General features: G+C 43.8%; 19 protein-coding genes and 1 riboswitch. Of the genes, 10 read left to right on the top strand and 9 right to left on the bottom strand.

The features are described 5' to 3' along the window. Positions 1 to 46: 46 nt before the first annotated feature. Complete coding sequence (locus Q7S83_02490; protein MDO8466987.1) at positions 47 to 562, top strand: hypothetical protein; 516 nt, start codon at positions 47 to 49, stop codon at positions 560 to 562. 58 nt (positions 563 to 620) lie between these two features. Here the strand turns inward: Q7S83_02490 and Q7S83_02485 are convergent, their stop codons facing one another. The 7 genes from Q7S83_02485 to Q7S83_02455 all read right to left on the bottom strand — a co-directional run bounded on the left by Q7S83_02485 (position 621) and on the right by Q7S83_02455 (position 6673). Further along, positions 621 to 959 (bottom strand): hypothetical protein, encoded by a 339-nt coding sequence (locus tag Q7S83_02485; protein ID MDO8466986.1) that lies wholly within the window; start codon positions 957 to 959, stop codon positions 621 to 623. 52 nt (positions 960 to 1011) lie between these two features. Further along, on the bottom strand, positions 1012 to 1392 hold the full coding sequence (locus Q7S83_02480; protein MDO8466985.1) for a hypothetical protein: 381 nt from the start codon (positions 1390 to 1392) through the stop codon (positions 1012 to 1014). A gap of 3 nt (positions 1393 to 1395) precedes the next feature. Next, positions 1396 to 1872 carry a pilin gene (locus Q7S83_02475; GenBank protein ID MDO8466984.1) on the bottom strand — a complete coding sequence of 159 codons (477 nt, stop codon included), beginning with the start codon at positions 1870 to 1872 and terminating at the stop codon, positions 1396 to 1398. 5 nt (positions 1873 to 1877) lie between these two features. Then, complete coding sequence (locus tag Q7S83_02470) at positions 1878 to 3167, bottom strand: extracellular solute-binding protein (GenBank protein ID MDO8466983.1); 1290 nt, start codon at positions 3165 to 3167, stop codon at positions 1878 to 1880. Between the two features lie 66 nt (positions 3168 to 3233). Then, positions 3234 to 5729, bottom strand: coding sequence for a DNA gyrase subunit A (gyrA, locus tag Q7S83_02465; protein ID MDO8466982.1), 2496 nt, complete (start codon positions 5727 to 5729; stop codon positions 3234 to 3236). Positions 5730 to 5755: 26 nt separating this feature from the next. Further along, positions 5756 to 6133: a hypothetical protein gene (locus tag Q7S83_02460; GenBank protein MDO8466981.1), complete on the bottom strand. Its 378-nt coding sequence runs from the start codon at positions 6131 to 6133 to the stop codon at positions 5756 to 5758. A 12-nt stretch (positions 6134 to 6145) separates the two neighbouring features. Next, positions 6146 to 6673, bottom strand: a complete 528-nt coding sequence (locus Q7S83_02455; GenBank protein MDO8466980.1) for an MBL fold metallo-hydrolase — start codon at positions 6671 to 6673, stop codon at positions 6146 to 6148. 104 nt (positions 6674 to 6777) lie between these two features. Between Q7S83_02455 and Q7S83_02450 the strand changes: the two genes are divergently transcribed. The 6 genes from Q7S83_02450 (at position 6778) to Q7S83_02425 (ending at position 9729) form a co-directional block, all read left to right on the top strand. Next, the gene (locus tag Q7S83_02450) at positions 6778 to 6990 is read left to right on the top strand and encodes a hypothetical protein (GenBank protein MDO8466979.1); all 213 of its coding nucleotides are present in this window, start codon (positions 6778 to 6780) and stop codon (positions 6988 to 6990) included. Between the two features lie 450 nt (positions 6991 to 7440). Then, a complete protein-coding gene (locus Q7S83_02445; protein ID MDO8466978.1) occupies positions 7441 to 7743 on the top strand; it encodes a hypothetical protein in 303 nt (100 codons plus the stop codon). A gap of 204 nt (positions 7744 to 7947) precedes the next feature. Next, positions 7948 to 8595 (top strand): hypothetical protein, encoded by a 648-nt coding sequence (locus tag Q7S83_02440; protein ID MDO8466977.1) that lies wholly within the window; start codon positions 7948 to 7950, stop codon positions 8593 to 8595. A 5-nt stretch (positions 8596 to 8600) separates the two neighbouring features. Further along, a complete protein-coding gene (locus Q7S83_02435) occupies positions 8601 to 8744 on the top strand; it encodes a hypothetical protein (GenBank protein ID MDO8466976.1) in 144 nt (47 codons plus the stop codon). Positions 8745 to 9037: 293 nt separating this feature from the next. Continuing rightward, positions 9038 to 9163 (top strand): hypothetical protein, encoded by a 126-nt coding sequence (locus Q7S83_02430; protein ID MDO8466975.1) that lies wholly within the window; start codon positions 9038 to 9040, stop codon positions 9161 to 9163. Between the two features lie 62 nt (positions 9164 to 9225). Continuing rightward, on the top strand, positions 9226 to 9729 hold the full coding sequence (locus Q7S83_02425) for a hypothetical protein (GenBank protein ID MDO8466974.1): 504 nt from the start codon (positions 9226 to 9228) through the stop codon (positions 9727 to 9729). Positions 9730 to 9794: 65 nt separating this feature from the next. Here the strand turns inward: Q7S83_02425 and Q7S83_02420 are convergent, their stop codons facing one another. Both Q7S83_02420 and Q7S83_02415 read right to left on the bottom strand, forming a co-directional pair. Continuing rightward, positions 9795 to 10103 carry a hypothetical protein gene (locus Q7S83_02420; protein MDO8466973.1) on the bottom strand — a complete coding sequence of 103 codons (309 nt, stop codon included), beginning with the start codon at positions 10101 to 10103 and terminating at the stop codon, positions 9795 to 9797. A 20-nt stretch (positions 10104 to 10123) separates the two neighbouring features. After that, positions 10124 to 10417 carry a hypothetical protein gene (locus Q7S83_02415; GenBank protein ID MDO8466972.1) on the bottom strand — a complete coding sequence of 98 codons (294 nt, stop codon included), beginning with the start codon at positions 10415 to 10417 and terminating at the stop codon, positions 10124 to 10126. Between the two features lie 42 nt (positions 10418 to 10459). Next, positions 10460 to 10573, bottom strand: a riboswitch (SAM riboswitch). Positions 10574 to 10776: 203 nt separating this feature from the next. On the opposite strand from Q7S83_02415, the gene Q7S83_02410 reads away from it, so the two are divergent. The 3 genes from Q7S83_02410 (at position 10777) to Q7S83_02400 (ending at position 13272) form a co-directional block, all read left to right on the top strand. After that, positions 10777 to 11454 (top strand): S24 family peptidase, encoded by a 678-nt coding sequence (locus Q7S83_02410; GenBank protein ID MDO8466971.1) that lies wholly within the window; start codon positions 10777 to 10779, stop codon positions 11452 to 11454. A 131-nt stretch (positions 11455 to 11585) separates the two neighbouring features. Further along, entirely contained in the window at positions 11586 to 12575 is a 990-nt protein-coding gene (locus tag Q7S83_02405; protein ID MDO8466970.1) for a site-specific DNA-methyltransferase, read from the top strand. After that, positions 12559 to 13272, top strand: a complete 714-nt coding sequence (locus Q7S83_02400; GenBank protein ID MDO8466969.1) for a hypothetical protein — start codon at positions 12559 to 12561, stop codon at positions 13270 to 13272. The genes Q7S83_02405 and Q7S83_02400 overlap by 17 nt, the downstream gene beginning before the upstream one ends. Positions 13273 to 13795 lie beyond the last annotated feature (523 nt).

The raw sequence follows: 13795 nt of genomic DNA, 5'->3' as shown, positions 1-13795 counted from the left end.
GTCCATTGAAAACATCGCAGTAAAACCCCAAACAAGGAGACAAGTCATGATTCACTACGAAAAGAATGACCCCCATATCATCGAGTTCTACAAGTTCAAGATCCTCTGGGTAATTCTGATCTTCGCTGTATCCTTTCTTTTTTTCTCTGCGAATCCCGTGAGTTGCGATTTTGGAACTTCGAGGCCTGGGAACTCTGCCCAGATGGCGCAGTCGGGATTCGTTAATCCGAACGGAGAGGCGAGCCGGAGTCCGGAATTTGACCGGGTCAGGGCGATGCCGAAAAGTGCGGAAGCGCCGCTCTGGATTCCAAAAGGCGCGGAGCCGACCATTGTTGATCTCAAGTCCGGGGTCTGGTCCCGTGAGATCGTTATGCCGACTGATTCAGATTTCGAAACGATTGTTAATCCTGGACCAGATCATTTTTATATCTGGTTCAAGGACGACACAATCATGAAGGTCAGCCAGTCGGACAAGGAGTTCAAAGACTACGGCTTGAGGAAGAAAGTATTCCGCATGCTGGTTGAAGAGCCCGACAAGAAGTTGACGGTGACGGTGCGTTAGATTAAACCAAAACCCCTCCGAGTAATCGGAGGGGTTTTTCTATTTCCGCAATGAGGTTTTATCCAGTAGCGCCTACTAATCCCTTCGCGATGCTGGCCACCAAGTTTGCCATCAGAGCTATTACGATAGCTATTACGGCGTAGATGATGATGTTCTTAGCGTTCTCTACATTTTTCGGGTCTCCACCGGCGGTCAAATACAAGAACGCGGCGTAGATCACGAACAATACGGAAAGCGCGATCAAAAGGCCAGTTGCCCATCCGGAAACGTCGCTAATTAACTTACCTAAGTTGGTAGTCCCGGCTTTGATACCAGTGGGAATCCCGCTAATATCGGCGAAAGCCATCAACGGAGCAAGGCTGGAGATTGCAATTATTGTTTTTATTAAGTATTTCATTAATTTTTTTGAATTTAGGCGACCTTTCTGAATATTGTTTAATTATAGCAAATTACTTAGCCGGTGTTCCACCAAGAAGCTCTATCACTATTTTTACCATTGCCTGCGACATCAAGGCGATGATAATCGCAATCACGGTATATTGGATGATGGCTTTAGCTTGGGTTACATTTTTCGGGTCTCCACCGGCAAACATATAGAGATAGGCGGCATAGATGATGAAGAGTACCGAGATGGCGATGATAAATCCGATGGCAAAGCCAACGATACGGTCGATTAATCCCATCAGGGTGACATTTTTTAGGGGGTCGATGTCGGAGAGGTTAAGGCTGTTAGATGGGGGATTCGTGCCTTCGCCAGGGAGTGCAAAAGCAAAATTTGAAACCAGCAATAAACCTAATGCTACAATCCCGACATATTTAGGAATTTTCATATTTTAGAGTTTTTTATAATATTCCGAACTTCCCGTTAATGCGTTGACTATCGTGGATACGACTATGTTGGCGGTAAACATTATCACAATGCCGATAATGGCCGACAAAACTACTTTCTTGCCGTTTGCGAACTCACCGGGATTACCTCCAGACTTCATCATAACAAATGCCCCGTAAACGATAAATGCCGTGGCGATAGGCACGGAAACAATAAACATATACTTAATGATTTGCTTCACCCAGACGATAAAGGCAGATACGTTGCACGGTGTCGTTTCCGGTGTGCCTCCAGGTACGGTGTTTGGAGGAAGGGCTGCATTGCAATTCGGGGTTAGCTTGATTGGCTCAGCGCCTAATGCCGGCGCACCGAGTAGTAGGAAGCAGAAAGTAGAAAATAGAATAAACGAAAAGAAAACTGGGCGAATCTTGATAATTCCCTTTCCCCGCATCCAATACTTAATACTTAATACTTTATACATAATACTTATCTAGCTCTCTGATCCATCAACTGGGAAACCTTTCCGGCGGCTTCTTCGATGGCTCTTTGGGAAGAAAGCCGGTTGGTTAAGACCGCCGAGATCATTTCCGAAAAAGCCTTATCAATTTCCACGCTATCAATTTGCGGCCAAGAGCGGGCAGTGAGAGCTTGGCGGGCGAAGGTTCCGATTTCCGGATCGTTGATGTATTTATTAATCAGCGAACGCAATGCGGGTGGGCGCTTGGTAATGGTTAGGTATCGTTCGGCGATTGTGGGGTCTGTAGTGATTTTTATAATGAAATCTTGGGCTACTAGTTTGTTTTGCGCGGCTACCGTCATCGCTAAGCCCCAATAGTTGGCGTAATTCACTTCTTGAGAGCGGTCATCGGGTTGAAGCATCGGAATGACTCGGAAATTCAGGAAGGGGTTTTTGTCTCTCAGGTATGGCGCTTGATAGCCGTAGTTAAACATTATTGCCGTGTCGCCCACGGAGAAGCTGTCTAGCGAATAGCCGAATGAGTCGCTCCAAGTAAAGGCGGGGCTGATTGGGTTGGCAAATTTGGTGTAAAAATTGAGAGCATTTATGCCTTCTTTTGAAGAGAAGTTAGCCCGAGAGAAGTCTTTGCTCACCATCTCTGTTCCGGTTTGAAGCATCAGTAGGCTCAACAAATCGGGCGCTCGGTTGATGCTTCGGTTGGAGCCGCCGATAGCCGCCGCGGGTTTTTGAATGCGGCCTAATTTATCGAGTTGGCGTAGCTTGGGAATCAATTTCTCAAATTCGCCCCAAGTTTTCGGCGGCACTGCGATGCTGCTGTTGTCGAATGTGTCTTGGTTGTAGAAAAGAGCGAGGGTGTCGATATATAAAGGAAGGGCATAGACCGCGTTGTCTGGGGCGAAGTCCTGCTCGGCAACTTGCGGGAAGAGCTCTCGATATTGAGGAATAGAAATTTGAGCAGGGTCCAACGGCAATATCTTATTAATATGCTTAGGCAGCCAAGAATTATGAAACATAATCACATCCGGAGCTCTGCCGCTCGCGAGCGCGTTAATTAGTTCACTTTCATAACTATTCGGATCAATTTGCCGGTAAACCACATCAACTTTTGGTTGGGTGGCGCGATAGGCACTAATCACTTCGCCCATAGCGGCGGGGGAATCAAAAACTCCCCAGAAATTTATTGTGCCGGAAAGCTCGCTGGAGTTTTTCTGCGAGCCATAAATCAAAAGAAAGACTACTCCGGCGACTAGCGCCAGTCCCATTATTAAAATAATTACCTGATTTCTTGTGAATGACATCTACCAACTAATTATAACATCTCACACACGACAAAAGACTTACGACTAACAACTAACGACTTGGGACTACAAACAGACTATGCCGGCAACCTTATCTCCTGCGTTCAGTGACATTATTCTGACTCCTTGAGTAGCGCGGCTGGCGAGGCGGATTGTGGAGAGAGGAGTGCGGATAATCTGCCCTTTGGCGGACAAGGCCAGCAATTCTTCTTCGGCGTCTACTAATTGAGCGGCTACCAACTCTCCTGTCTTCGAAGTAATTTTAGCTGTTTTCACGCCCGAACCTCCGCGGCTCTGCACTTTATACTGTCCGATTGGAGTTAATTTTCCGAATCCGTTGGCCATTACTACCAACAATCGGGCATTTTTCACGTTCTTATTCACGAGATCCATTGAGCTGACCTGATCACCCGATTTTAATCGGATTGCCCGCACGCCCGCGGCCGTCCTGCCCATTTCCCGCACTTGGGATTCTTTAAATCGGATAGCCTGCCCTTTGGAGGTAGTGGTGATTACTTCATCGCTACCGCTAGAGAGTTTAACCCAACGCAAGGCGTCACCTTTTTGCAAAGAAATCGCAATGATTCCGGTTTTCCGCACGTTGCTGAAATCTTTCAGAGAGGTTTTTTTAATCATGCCGTTTTGAGTCACCATCACGAGATTGCCTTCGTCGGCTTTTCCGTAGGTGATTATTGCGTTGACCTTCTCTTCGGTCGGGACTTCCAGGAAATTGTGGATCGGTTTGCCCTTGGAGGTTCGGGTGCCCGGTGGGATTTCGTAAACTTTGGTTTGGAACACGCGGCCGCGGTCGGTGAAAATCAAAATGTTGTCGTGAGTGTCAGCGGCCATAAAGTGGGTGAGGAAATCTTCATCATTCACATCTGATCCAATCAATCCTTTGCCGCCGCGGTTCTGGGTCTTAAATGACGCCGGAGGAACACGTTTGATGTAGCCACCCTGCGAGAGAGTGATAATCGTTTCTTCTTGAGGAATCAAATCCTCTTCTCGGAAGTCTTTTAATCCGCCGGACACTACTTTGGTTTTGCGGGGGCTGTTGAAGCGGGTTTTCACATCCACTAATTCGTCTTTAATTACCTTCAAGATTTTGGCCGGGCTCTTCAAAAGGGAAGTTAATTCGGCGATAATTCGTTCTTTTTCCGCTAACTCATCTTCAATTCTCGCTCTTTCCAAATTCGCCAAGGTCTGCAACTTCATTTCCAAAATAGCGTTGGCCTGAATCTCGGAGAATTTGAAATTCTTCATCAAGTTCGTTCTGGCATCATCGCGATCCTTAGATTTCTTAATTGTGGCGATTACTTTATCAATAATAGAAAGCGCTTTCGCTAAGCCTCTCAAAATGTGAGCGCGCTCTTCGGCTTTCTTTAAATCGAACTGGGCGCGGCGCACCACCACTTCATTCCGATGGGCTAGGAAAGCCGCCAACACATCCTTTACCGACATAATTTCTGGCTGCACGCCGCCGGCGAGCGCAATCATATTCAAATTAAAGTTTTTCTGGAGATCGGTGTATTCAAACAATTGATTCAGCACTTTTTGCGGAGTCGCGCTCGATTTCATTTCAATAATGATGCTGATGCCGTTTTTGTCGGACTCATCGCGGATGTCGCGGATACCTTCGATTTTTTTGTCGGTCACCAACTCGGCAATTTTAATAATTAATTCAGATTTATTTACCTGATAAGGGATTTCCGTGATTTCAATCGTTTGGCCTTCCCGCGCCCCCTGGCTTTCTTTAATTTCGGCTACTGCCCGCATCGTGATTGTGCCGTGGCCGGAAGTGTAGGCTTCGATAATCGCTTTTCTGTCATAGATAACGCCGCCGGTTGGAAAGTCCGGGCCTTGAATGAATTCCATTAAATCGTGCGCTCCGGCTTTGGGGTTGTCGGCCAAGTGCAGGGTCGCGTCCACCAGCTCCACTAAATTGTTTGGTGGAATGCTGGTCGCCATACCGACGGCGATACCCACGGCTCCGTTTAGCAGCAAGTTTGGCAGTTTAGCCGGCAGAACCTTCGGCTCTTCACGGGTACCGTCATAGTTAGGAATCCAATCTACGGTTTCTTTATCAATATCAAAAAGCATTTCTTCGGCAATTTTGGAAAGCCGAGCTTCGGTATAACGATAGGCGGCAGCTGAATCACCGTCTACGGAGCCGAAGTTACCTTGGCCGTCTACTAATGTGTAGCGAAGTGAAAATTCTTGGGCCATACGGACCAAAGCGTCATAAACCGCCATATCTCCGTGCGGATGATATTTACCAAGCACGTCTCCGATTACGGTGGCGGATTTTCGGAATTTGGCGCTGTGCGTCAATCCGGCTTCCCACATTGTCCACAAGATACGGCGATGCACGGGCTTCATGCCGTCGCGCACATCCGGCAAAGCGCGGCTCACGATGACCGACATCGCATAGTCCAAATAAGACTCCTGCAGCTCGGTGCTGATTTCGCGGCGTTCCACATTCACGCGCGCAACCGCTTTAGTTTCTTCGGGCTTGCCCGCTTCGGATTTTTTATTTTTCTTTGGTTCTTTATTTTTCGGCATAAATTCTATTTACTAGATTCTACTTTCTACCGCAAAACCGTAGGTTTTACGGGTTCGATGCCTTCCGCCACAAAATTCACTTCCTGCTTGCTGATTACAATATCATTTTTTACCGCTAACCGCTCCTTCAGCGCGTCGAAGATTATTTTAGTGCCTGCGGCGAAAATTGAAAAGAATCCCGGATTTTCTAATTCCTCCTCAACTTCTACCGGCGCGCTGACTCCGGCGAGTGAACGGCTGGAAGTAGGGCCGGGGATTCTGGCGATGCTTACATTTATATACGCCAGCCAAAGTGACACCACGAAAAACATCGAAATCACACTGCAGAGCAGCACCCAGAATTTCTTGGTGGTATCGTCTGAATTCCGGACTTTCGCTACGAAATTTCGCAAGGATTGGGGCATCTTCTATATATATTAAACTTTAAGAACAACAATCTTCGTGCCGGTGGTAATTTCTTTCTTTTTAATCACCAGCTTTTCCTGCGGCTCAGATTTTGATTCCACTTCCTTCATAAATTCTTTTAACTGCTCTGGCTTCTTATAAAAAGGAACCACAATCTTCGGCTGTATCTGCTTGATTCCTTTGGCGCTAATTCCCGACGGGGCAAACAAAATATCCACCTCTCCGAGCTTTTCTAGTATAGTAGGGTCAATTTCTTCGCCGCCATCGCCTAAGAAGCATAAGCGGATTTCTTCCATTACTAATGTATAGGCAGTTTGAGTGCCTTTCATCGGAAAGCCGCTGATTTCTACTTCCAGCATTTCATACTCACCCGGGCCGTAAATTTCCCCCACAACCGGCGGCCATTCTTTCGCTCTGTCTTTCCACGGGCCGGTCAGCAAGGTGATGTCGCCCTTAAAACGAGGCAGAGGATCAACTACGAGCGAGACCTTCCCGCTCTGAATCTTGAAACACTTCTCTCCGCAATAGTTGATAACCATTTTAGTATTTTACATTAGTTTTCCGATTTTTCCAACTCAAGATGTAGGAATGCTGGCAGTTGATTTTAGAAAATTTTTCTGATAGAATCTGGTATAATAAAATCATGACTACAGCTACCATTCAAAAGCTAAAAAAGGAGCTGAAAAGAGAGCTAAAACAAGAGTTGATTAGAGAATTTGTCACTCCGTTTTTGAAGGGAATTAAAGATCCAGAGGGTGAGTACCGTCCGGAGTTTGTTAAGAAAATCCTTAAGGCCGAAGAAGAGGGGGTAAAATATCGCTTCGACCCTAAGTCTTTTTTGAAAGCGCTTTCCTAATATCCTATGTATATACTGCGTTTTGGTAGTGTTTTTTTGAATTCTGTTAAAAAGCTCGATCGGGCTGTCCAAGCGCAAATTAAAAAGAAGTTAGTGAGACTGGAAAATGGCAAGGCAAAAATAGAGCCGTTGCACGGAGTATTGTCTGGGAAACACAAAGTGAGAGTGAGTAACTATAGAATTATATTAAAATTTCTCAACGAAAAGGAAATTTTTCTGTTGGAGGTAGGCCCACGAGATAAAATTTATAAGTAGTGAGCAAAGTAGCCTAAAAAGAAAAAGGCCCCATAAGGACGAAACCTTATAGGGGCTTTTTCGTGGTGATCTTATTGCAAATATAGCAAGTAAAATAGCGTATGTCAAGGTAGAATGTGGATAACTCTTGGTCGCTCAAAAAACCAACTAGTTCCATTTTGGAACTAGTTTAATTTCTCGTGGTAAAATTTGGAAATGAAAATCGCTTTTGATATCGACGGCACTTTATTGATTGTTGACCACGCCAACGGTCGGTCAGTTGCCAATGAAGATTTGTTGAATGTTCTCCGATGGTTTTGCAAAAACGGCGACGAAGTCTATCTCTGGTCCAGCGGGGGAGTAGATTATGCGAAAGAGATCGCTGGAAAATTAAATATTTCCGATCTGGTAAAAATTATTGAGAAGCCGGATTTCGGCCAACGCCACCCGGATATGGATCTGGCTTTCGATGATGTGGAAACCAATTTGGCGAAAATGAATATTAAAGTGCGAGAATAGTTCTCTCGCATCACCAGAGCTCTTTTTGGCCAGCGCCAAAAATGCTCTTTTCTCTCGGCAGTTCAATTTTGGTTAAAGAGATATTATAACCAAAAACCCGCTTGAACTGCCTCCGAGATATGCTGCTCAAAAACTATTTTCGCTGTTGGAAAGGCGGATTAAGGTTTGAATTTTAGCTTAAAATTTGGGATAATCTTTCCGCGCATGAATCTTCCAGAAATTCTAGAAAATCTTAAGAAGTACAACTTAGAAATCATACAGCTTCTATCTTCGCGCGATTGGGATCATTTTAGTAGTTATTTTTTCATTAGAGAAAGGTTTAGTAATACCATCATAGATGACGAGTTTAGGCGTCGATTCTGTCGCTTTTATGTTTTAAATGGTCCCACTGGTCTAAATAAGCAGCAGCAGGATGAGTTTTTTCAACTACTCTCAGAAAAGGATTGTGACTTAGAAAAAATTCTTAAGAATTTATATGCTGTTTCCAATCGGCATCGATTGTTTTTGAGTTTCGCGACGAAATTACTTCATACAATGAACGTAAATTTGCCAATCTATGATAGGAACATTTCCTCTGTTCTAGGCTTGTCTACGCCGACTTATTCGAAAATATTGGAAGAAAAAGTCAGAAATCGGGTAGAGATTTATAATGAGCTAAAAAGAAATTTTGTTGAGGCGCTGGGAAATAGTGAGATGATAGATTATTTAGTAAGGTTGAGAATCGATTTGCAGAACAAGGCAGAGAATGAGAGTTTTCAATGGAGAGATAATCTTCTTTCGGAGGCGAAATTATTGGATTCTGTTTTGTGGGCGCTATACACAGTCAAAGGCGGGCAAAAACCAAATAAATAAAACACATGGATTCTGAAAAAATTCTTGAATTAGTCAAAGAAGGTGTAATCGAACCGGGCGATATTGACGATTTTGAAAATCTGGACGAAGCACTCCAAGAGCTAGTAGCGAACGGCGACGTTGATATGGATTCAGTCCGTGGTATGTAATCTTAGGGGAAATTAGGCGGAGGTTGCATTTTGCCTCCGAGTATGCTATTTTAAGAACGTACCTCGATAGATTATAAAAAGGGTAGTCCGAGCCATTAATTCGGACCGTTTATCTCTCCCGAAAGGGTAGGCAATCTGGGAAATCTGCGGGGAGCCACAAGATATAAACGACTAACCACTAAAAGGCGGTTGGGAGATTTCATTGAGCTAGTCGAGCTCGATTAAATCTCTTAGCCGCTTTTTTGTTTGCCTGGCCCGCAACAAAAGCGCTGGGGAATAAATAAAAAATCAGTATGAAGAAATTCAATCACAAAAAATACTGGAAAAAGTTCTGTATCAGGATGACCTACAAGCTGATGGAGTTGGGAATACTCTTTCTGCTCGGAATGTCGCTTGGTCTGAAACTGGTCCGATACTAAACAAAGCAAAACTTTTATTTCCTGTCGGGAATGAAAACATTACAAACTTAAGAAATAAAAAAATGAAAATTACCGAAGAGTTCAAAAAGAAAGCGAAAGAAGCAGTCAAGCGAGGAGTGCTATTTGGGTACTGCCCGCAACACTTATCCATAGAAGGCAAGGATGCAATGTGGATGTTCCCAGAGAATATTGTTTTTGCTAACTTTCGAGACGAACCTGATGGGTCAAGAACTATGGGAAGTGCGGTATACAACCCCGACCTCCGTTCTCTTTCCAAAAACAAAGCGGAGTGGCGTATGACCTACAGGAACTTGTATGGCGGTGATAGCAATGTGGTCATTACCATAAAAATACCCGCCCTCTCATACACAGGAGATAAATTTGTGAATGGCGTATTAGTCGGTTCTGCGACGGGCATACTTAAAGGTGACGAAGTTGGCGTGGCCGAAGGGTGGAAGTTATTCTTTTTTGAGCTGACCCTACTTGGATTAGCGGAAGGTGAGCAGTGCAGGTCTGAAAAAGTTGAAGACAGGGAAGCTTCTAGATCATTCGGATTTTCTCTTTGAAGGATTGATAATACAACTGAAGGCGGGCGATAAAGAAAGGGGAATGTAATCCCGTCTTTCACGGGTTATTTCTCCCTGCATTCAGCGCAGCCCATCATCCCCGAAAAATACGGGTGGTGCTCAATTGTATTGGTGTCAGCATAGTATGAATTAGAGATGGGTCTATGGATCTTATTTTTTTTGCACTTTAGGCATAAGATGCCATCGCAAAGACAAGACACGCCGAGATATTCCTCGCTCTTTTCCGCCTCCTCTTTATTAAAAAATCCGTCCCAATCTAAGTCTTTCTCCATTACCCCTCCTTTATACTCGCCACACAGCTCACACTTATATAACCCCCTCGGTATTTCGCACGATACTTTTTCTTCATTCATATATTTAGATTTTATTTGTTTTAATTGTTTGTTTTTTCCTCGTAAAAGCTGACGGTTATATTCTCTTGATGGCGCGCCGGAAGCCCTGCCTGCCGAGCCGCTTCGTTCATCATTTCTCCGAAGCCATTCTTTTCAATACGGTAGCCGCATACTCGGTCAAGGAAGTTCTCGGAGTGTTTACTGCCGATGTACAAACAAAAACCGATCGAGAAGCCGCCCGCGCTGCCTAGAAGCTTAAACTTGCCGATATCTTCTTCTGGTATCTCATAAATCTTCTTTTTACCGTCCTGAATCAAAATAAAATTTTGTTCCATAAAATAAAAAATCCTCGTTTGTAATGAGGAAAGACGCTCGACTATGCATCTTTCCGTGAGAGCAGAGCGCTCCCTTGGTTGGATTTGGCACCTTACTTTCGCAGGTTGCCGGGTGGGTCATTGAGCCAATTCTCTCGCCACCACTCTAGATACCTCCTATTCAGTTGTACTGCATTCTTAAAATAACACAGAAAGTAGGAAATTACCAAAATCAAAAGACGGCGCCCAAGACGAAGACTGGATTTACACCCTCAAACACTTTTTTGGGATTCCGTTGTAGTTTTTATCAGTGTCAAGATTGTATGATTCTGGGGATAAATACTTCTTGACGGGTTCGGTGCATTTGATAAATTTATTTCATGCACGACCTACAAACTAAATTATTAAAAATTCTCACGAAGATTGATTTTTCAAAAAGCAGCCTCCGGAAGATCGCCAAGATGGTGGGGGAGCAGTATCCGCAGAAAATTAAGCACCACATTCTCCAGTTGGAGAAAAAGGGCCTAATCTCGGTTGATTGGCAGAATAAGACAATTACCAGAGTAAAGAGTGGGTTATTCGCGCCTGCGGGTTTACCCGCCTCTGGCGGAAAAGGCGCCATCTCTTCGCTTCTATCTATACCGGTATTAGGCACGGCCAATTGCGGCCCGGCCACTATTTTTGCCGATCAAAACATTGAGGGCTACTTAAAGATTTCTAAAAACGTCCTTGGCTTGAAAGCTATCGGCGATTTTTTTGCCATCAAGGCTTTTGGAAATTCTATGAACAGAGCAAAAATCGCCGGGCGCACTATTGAGCAAGGGGACTATGTGATTGTTGACCCGAAGCAGAAAAGCCCCCACAACGGCGACTATGTGCTTTCTATTATAGACAACGTCGCCAACATCAAGAAATTTTTCCGTGACGTAAAAAATAAGCTAATCATGCTTCTCTCGGAGTCGACCGAAGAATACCCCCCAATTTATATCGGCCAAAACGAAAATTATTTCGTCAGCGGCAAAGTTATATATGTCATCAAGAAACCCAAATTAAGTTAAGCGTTAGTTAATAAGACTCGTCATTATCGGAGATACTCAACCAATTATAAACCTAATAATCTCCGGTTTAATAGAAAGTTGAAACATACTTTCACTAAGTCGGACGAGTCGTTTCCGATTTTTTGTTTATCATGATCCAACAACTTTCATTAGATTTTTTTAAAGACCCCAACTTTGGTTTGAGAGATAGTTCAGCTATCGAAACTGTTATAATTGGAGAAGTAGCCAAGGCGATGGAGAACCCCATTAAGAAGATAGGCAATGCCACTATTTATAACTCTGATTGCATGGAGGCTTTTCGTTTGCTTAAAAACAATAGCGTCGATTTTATTGCTACAGATCCGCCCTATTTTCTTGATGGGATGGATAACAATTGGTCAGATAAGAGCTTAAAAAATAAAGTATCTAAGGCGGGCACGATTGGAGGACTTCCGGTAGGTATGAAGTTCGATCCTGAGCAAGGGATACGACTTGAGAAATTTTTTAATCAAGTCTCCGTTGAGGCTTCGCGTGTTTTAAAGCCAGGTGGTTTCTTGGTTTCCTTCTCGCAAGGCCGATTATTCCATAGAATTGCCATTGCTGCAGAAAATGCCGGATTTGAAATACGCGATATGTTGGCATGGGAGCATAGTGGCGGACAAGGAAAGGCGTTCACTCAAAATCACTTTGTTAATAAAATGAAAATTGATCCCGATAGAAAGCGAAGCATTATTGAGGAGATGGGGAATAGAAAGACGCCACAATTACGTCCAAAATTTGAGGCAATTCTTTTGGCTCAAAAACCAAAAGACGGAACCTTTGTAGATAATTGGATGAAATGGAAGACGGGACTTATTAAAACTGACTTTGACGATCAACCGACAACGATTTTTAACTACAAAAAAACAACCGGAGCCCGGAAAACTATTGACCATATGACAATAAAGCCTGTAGATTTGATGAGTCGTCTTATCGAAATATTTAGTGTTCCGGGGCAAATTGTTCTCGATCCATTTATGGGAAGTGGAACAACTGGTGTTGCCGCTCTAGGTATTGGCCGGAAATTTATCGGTTTTGAGATTGAAAAAAAATATTTTGAAGCCTCAGCGGAAAGATTAAAGTCTCATGAAAAAAATAGATAAACAGGGCAGCCATACCTTTATGTCTCCAGAGGAGATTGAGGATTGGTATAGGAAGCTTGAAGTAGAACACGCAACATATCTTGCAAAATATGGAGTAAGGTTTCCAAAATGGAATACCACAAAAGCTTTGTGGTTAATTTTTTTAAGAAAATATCAGGGCAAACCCGTACATAAAGATACTATCTCATCTTTCGTGGAGACTGTGATGCCGAAAATTGGCAAAGACCAGCAGGTGCGTCATTTAGCTGGTGATGGATGGTATATCCTAAATCGTGGCGATAAACTGCCCGAGAAATCAGAGACTGTACCTAGTGGATATCACATACTAATTACTACAGAAAGTCCAAAGCCATCATTTCTTTTTAAGTCGCTGAAAAGAGCTGGCAGGTTAGCCGCAAAAGATTTCGAATCGCTTAAGGCGGTATACGATTTTCGTTGTGCAACATGCGGCTCGCAAGAAAGGAAGCCTAATTTTTTAGAGCCCGATAAAAGAACGACGCTACAGCAGGGACACATGAACCCTCTTAAGCCTTTATCGTTAGAAAATTCTATTCCTCAATGTCAGGTATGCAATGGTGTTTATAAGGATGACTATGTGTTTGACGCAAAAGGGAGGGCTATCGCGGTGGCATCTCCTAGACCTGTTCTGAAGGCCGACAAAGCGGTACAAGAACAAATCAAAAAGTTACTGGGATAGTTAGAAAATTTCGACGTAGACTTTAATTTATTGCAAAGCCAGATCCGCCATGATCTAATTCGGTCATGGCTGGAAATAAGATTGCGGGAGACAAGGGGGAGCAAGAAATAATAAAGTTAATTCCTTGCCCGAATTGCGGGAAAAAGTTAATGTCTTTGCCGCAAAATTATCCCCTTTACGATGTGCAATGCACTGGATGTTCTTTCCGCGCGCAGGTTAAAACTAATAATTCTAGCCTAAAAAAGAAATTTTTGGTGCCGGTTGGGAAATTATGGAAAAAGTTTTAAAATCCGGCTTTATGACCCCGCCAATGATGGCGAATTTTAAATGGACCGACAAACAAGGGCAGCATCAAGAAATTAGATTTTATCCGTTCGTTCCGAAGGGGAGCCTCAGGAAATATACGCTTTCACCGGAAGCTAGGCGCGCTAACTATAAAATGTTCAGGTATAGCGGACTCGATGAGCTCCCGCACTTTGTACTTTACAAGAAATAACCTTTTGATCTTTTCCGGAAAGTGATC

Source organism: bacterium (assembly GCA_030646995.1).
GTDB lineage: Bacteria > Patescibacteriota > Minisyncoccia > UBA6257 > WO2-44-18 > JAUSKF01.
This window is presented reverse-complemented; position numbering and strand designations above follow the sequence as displayed.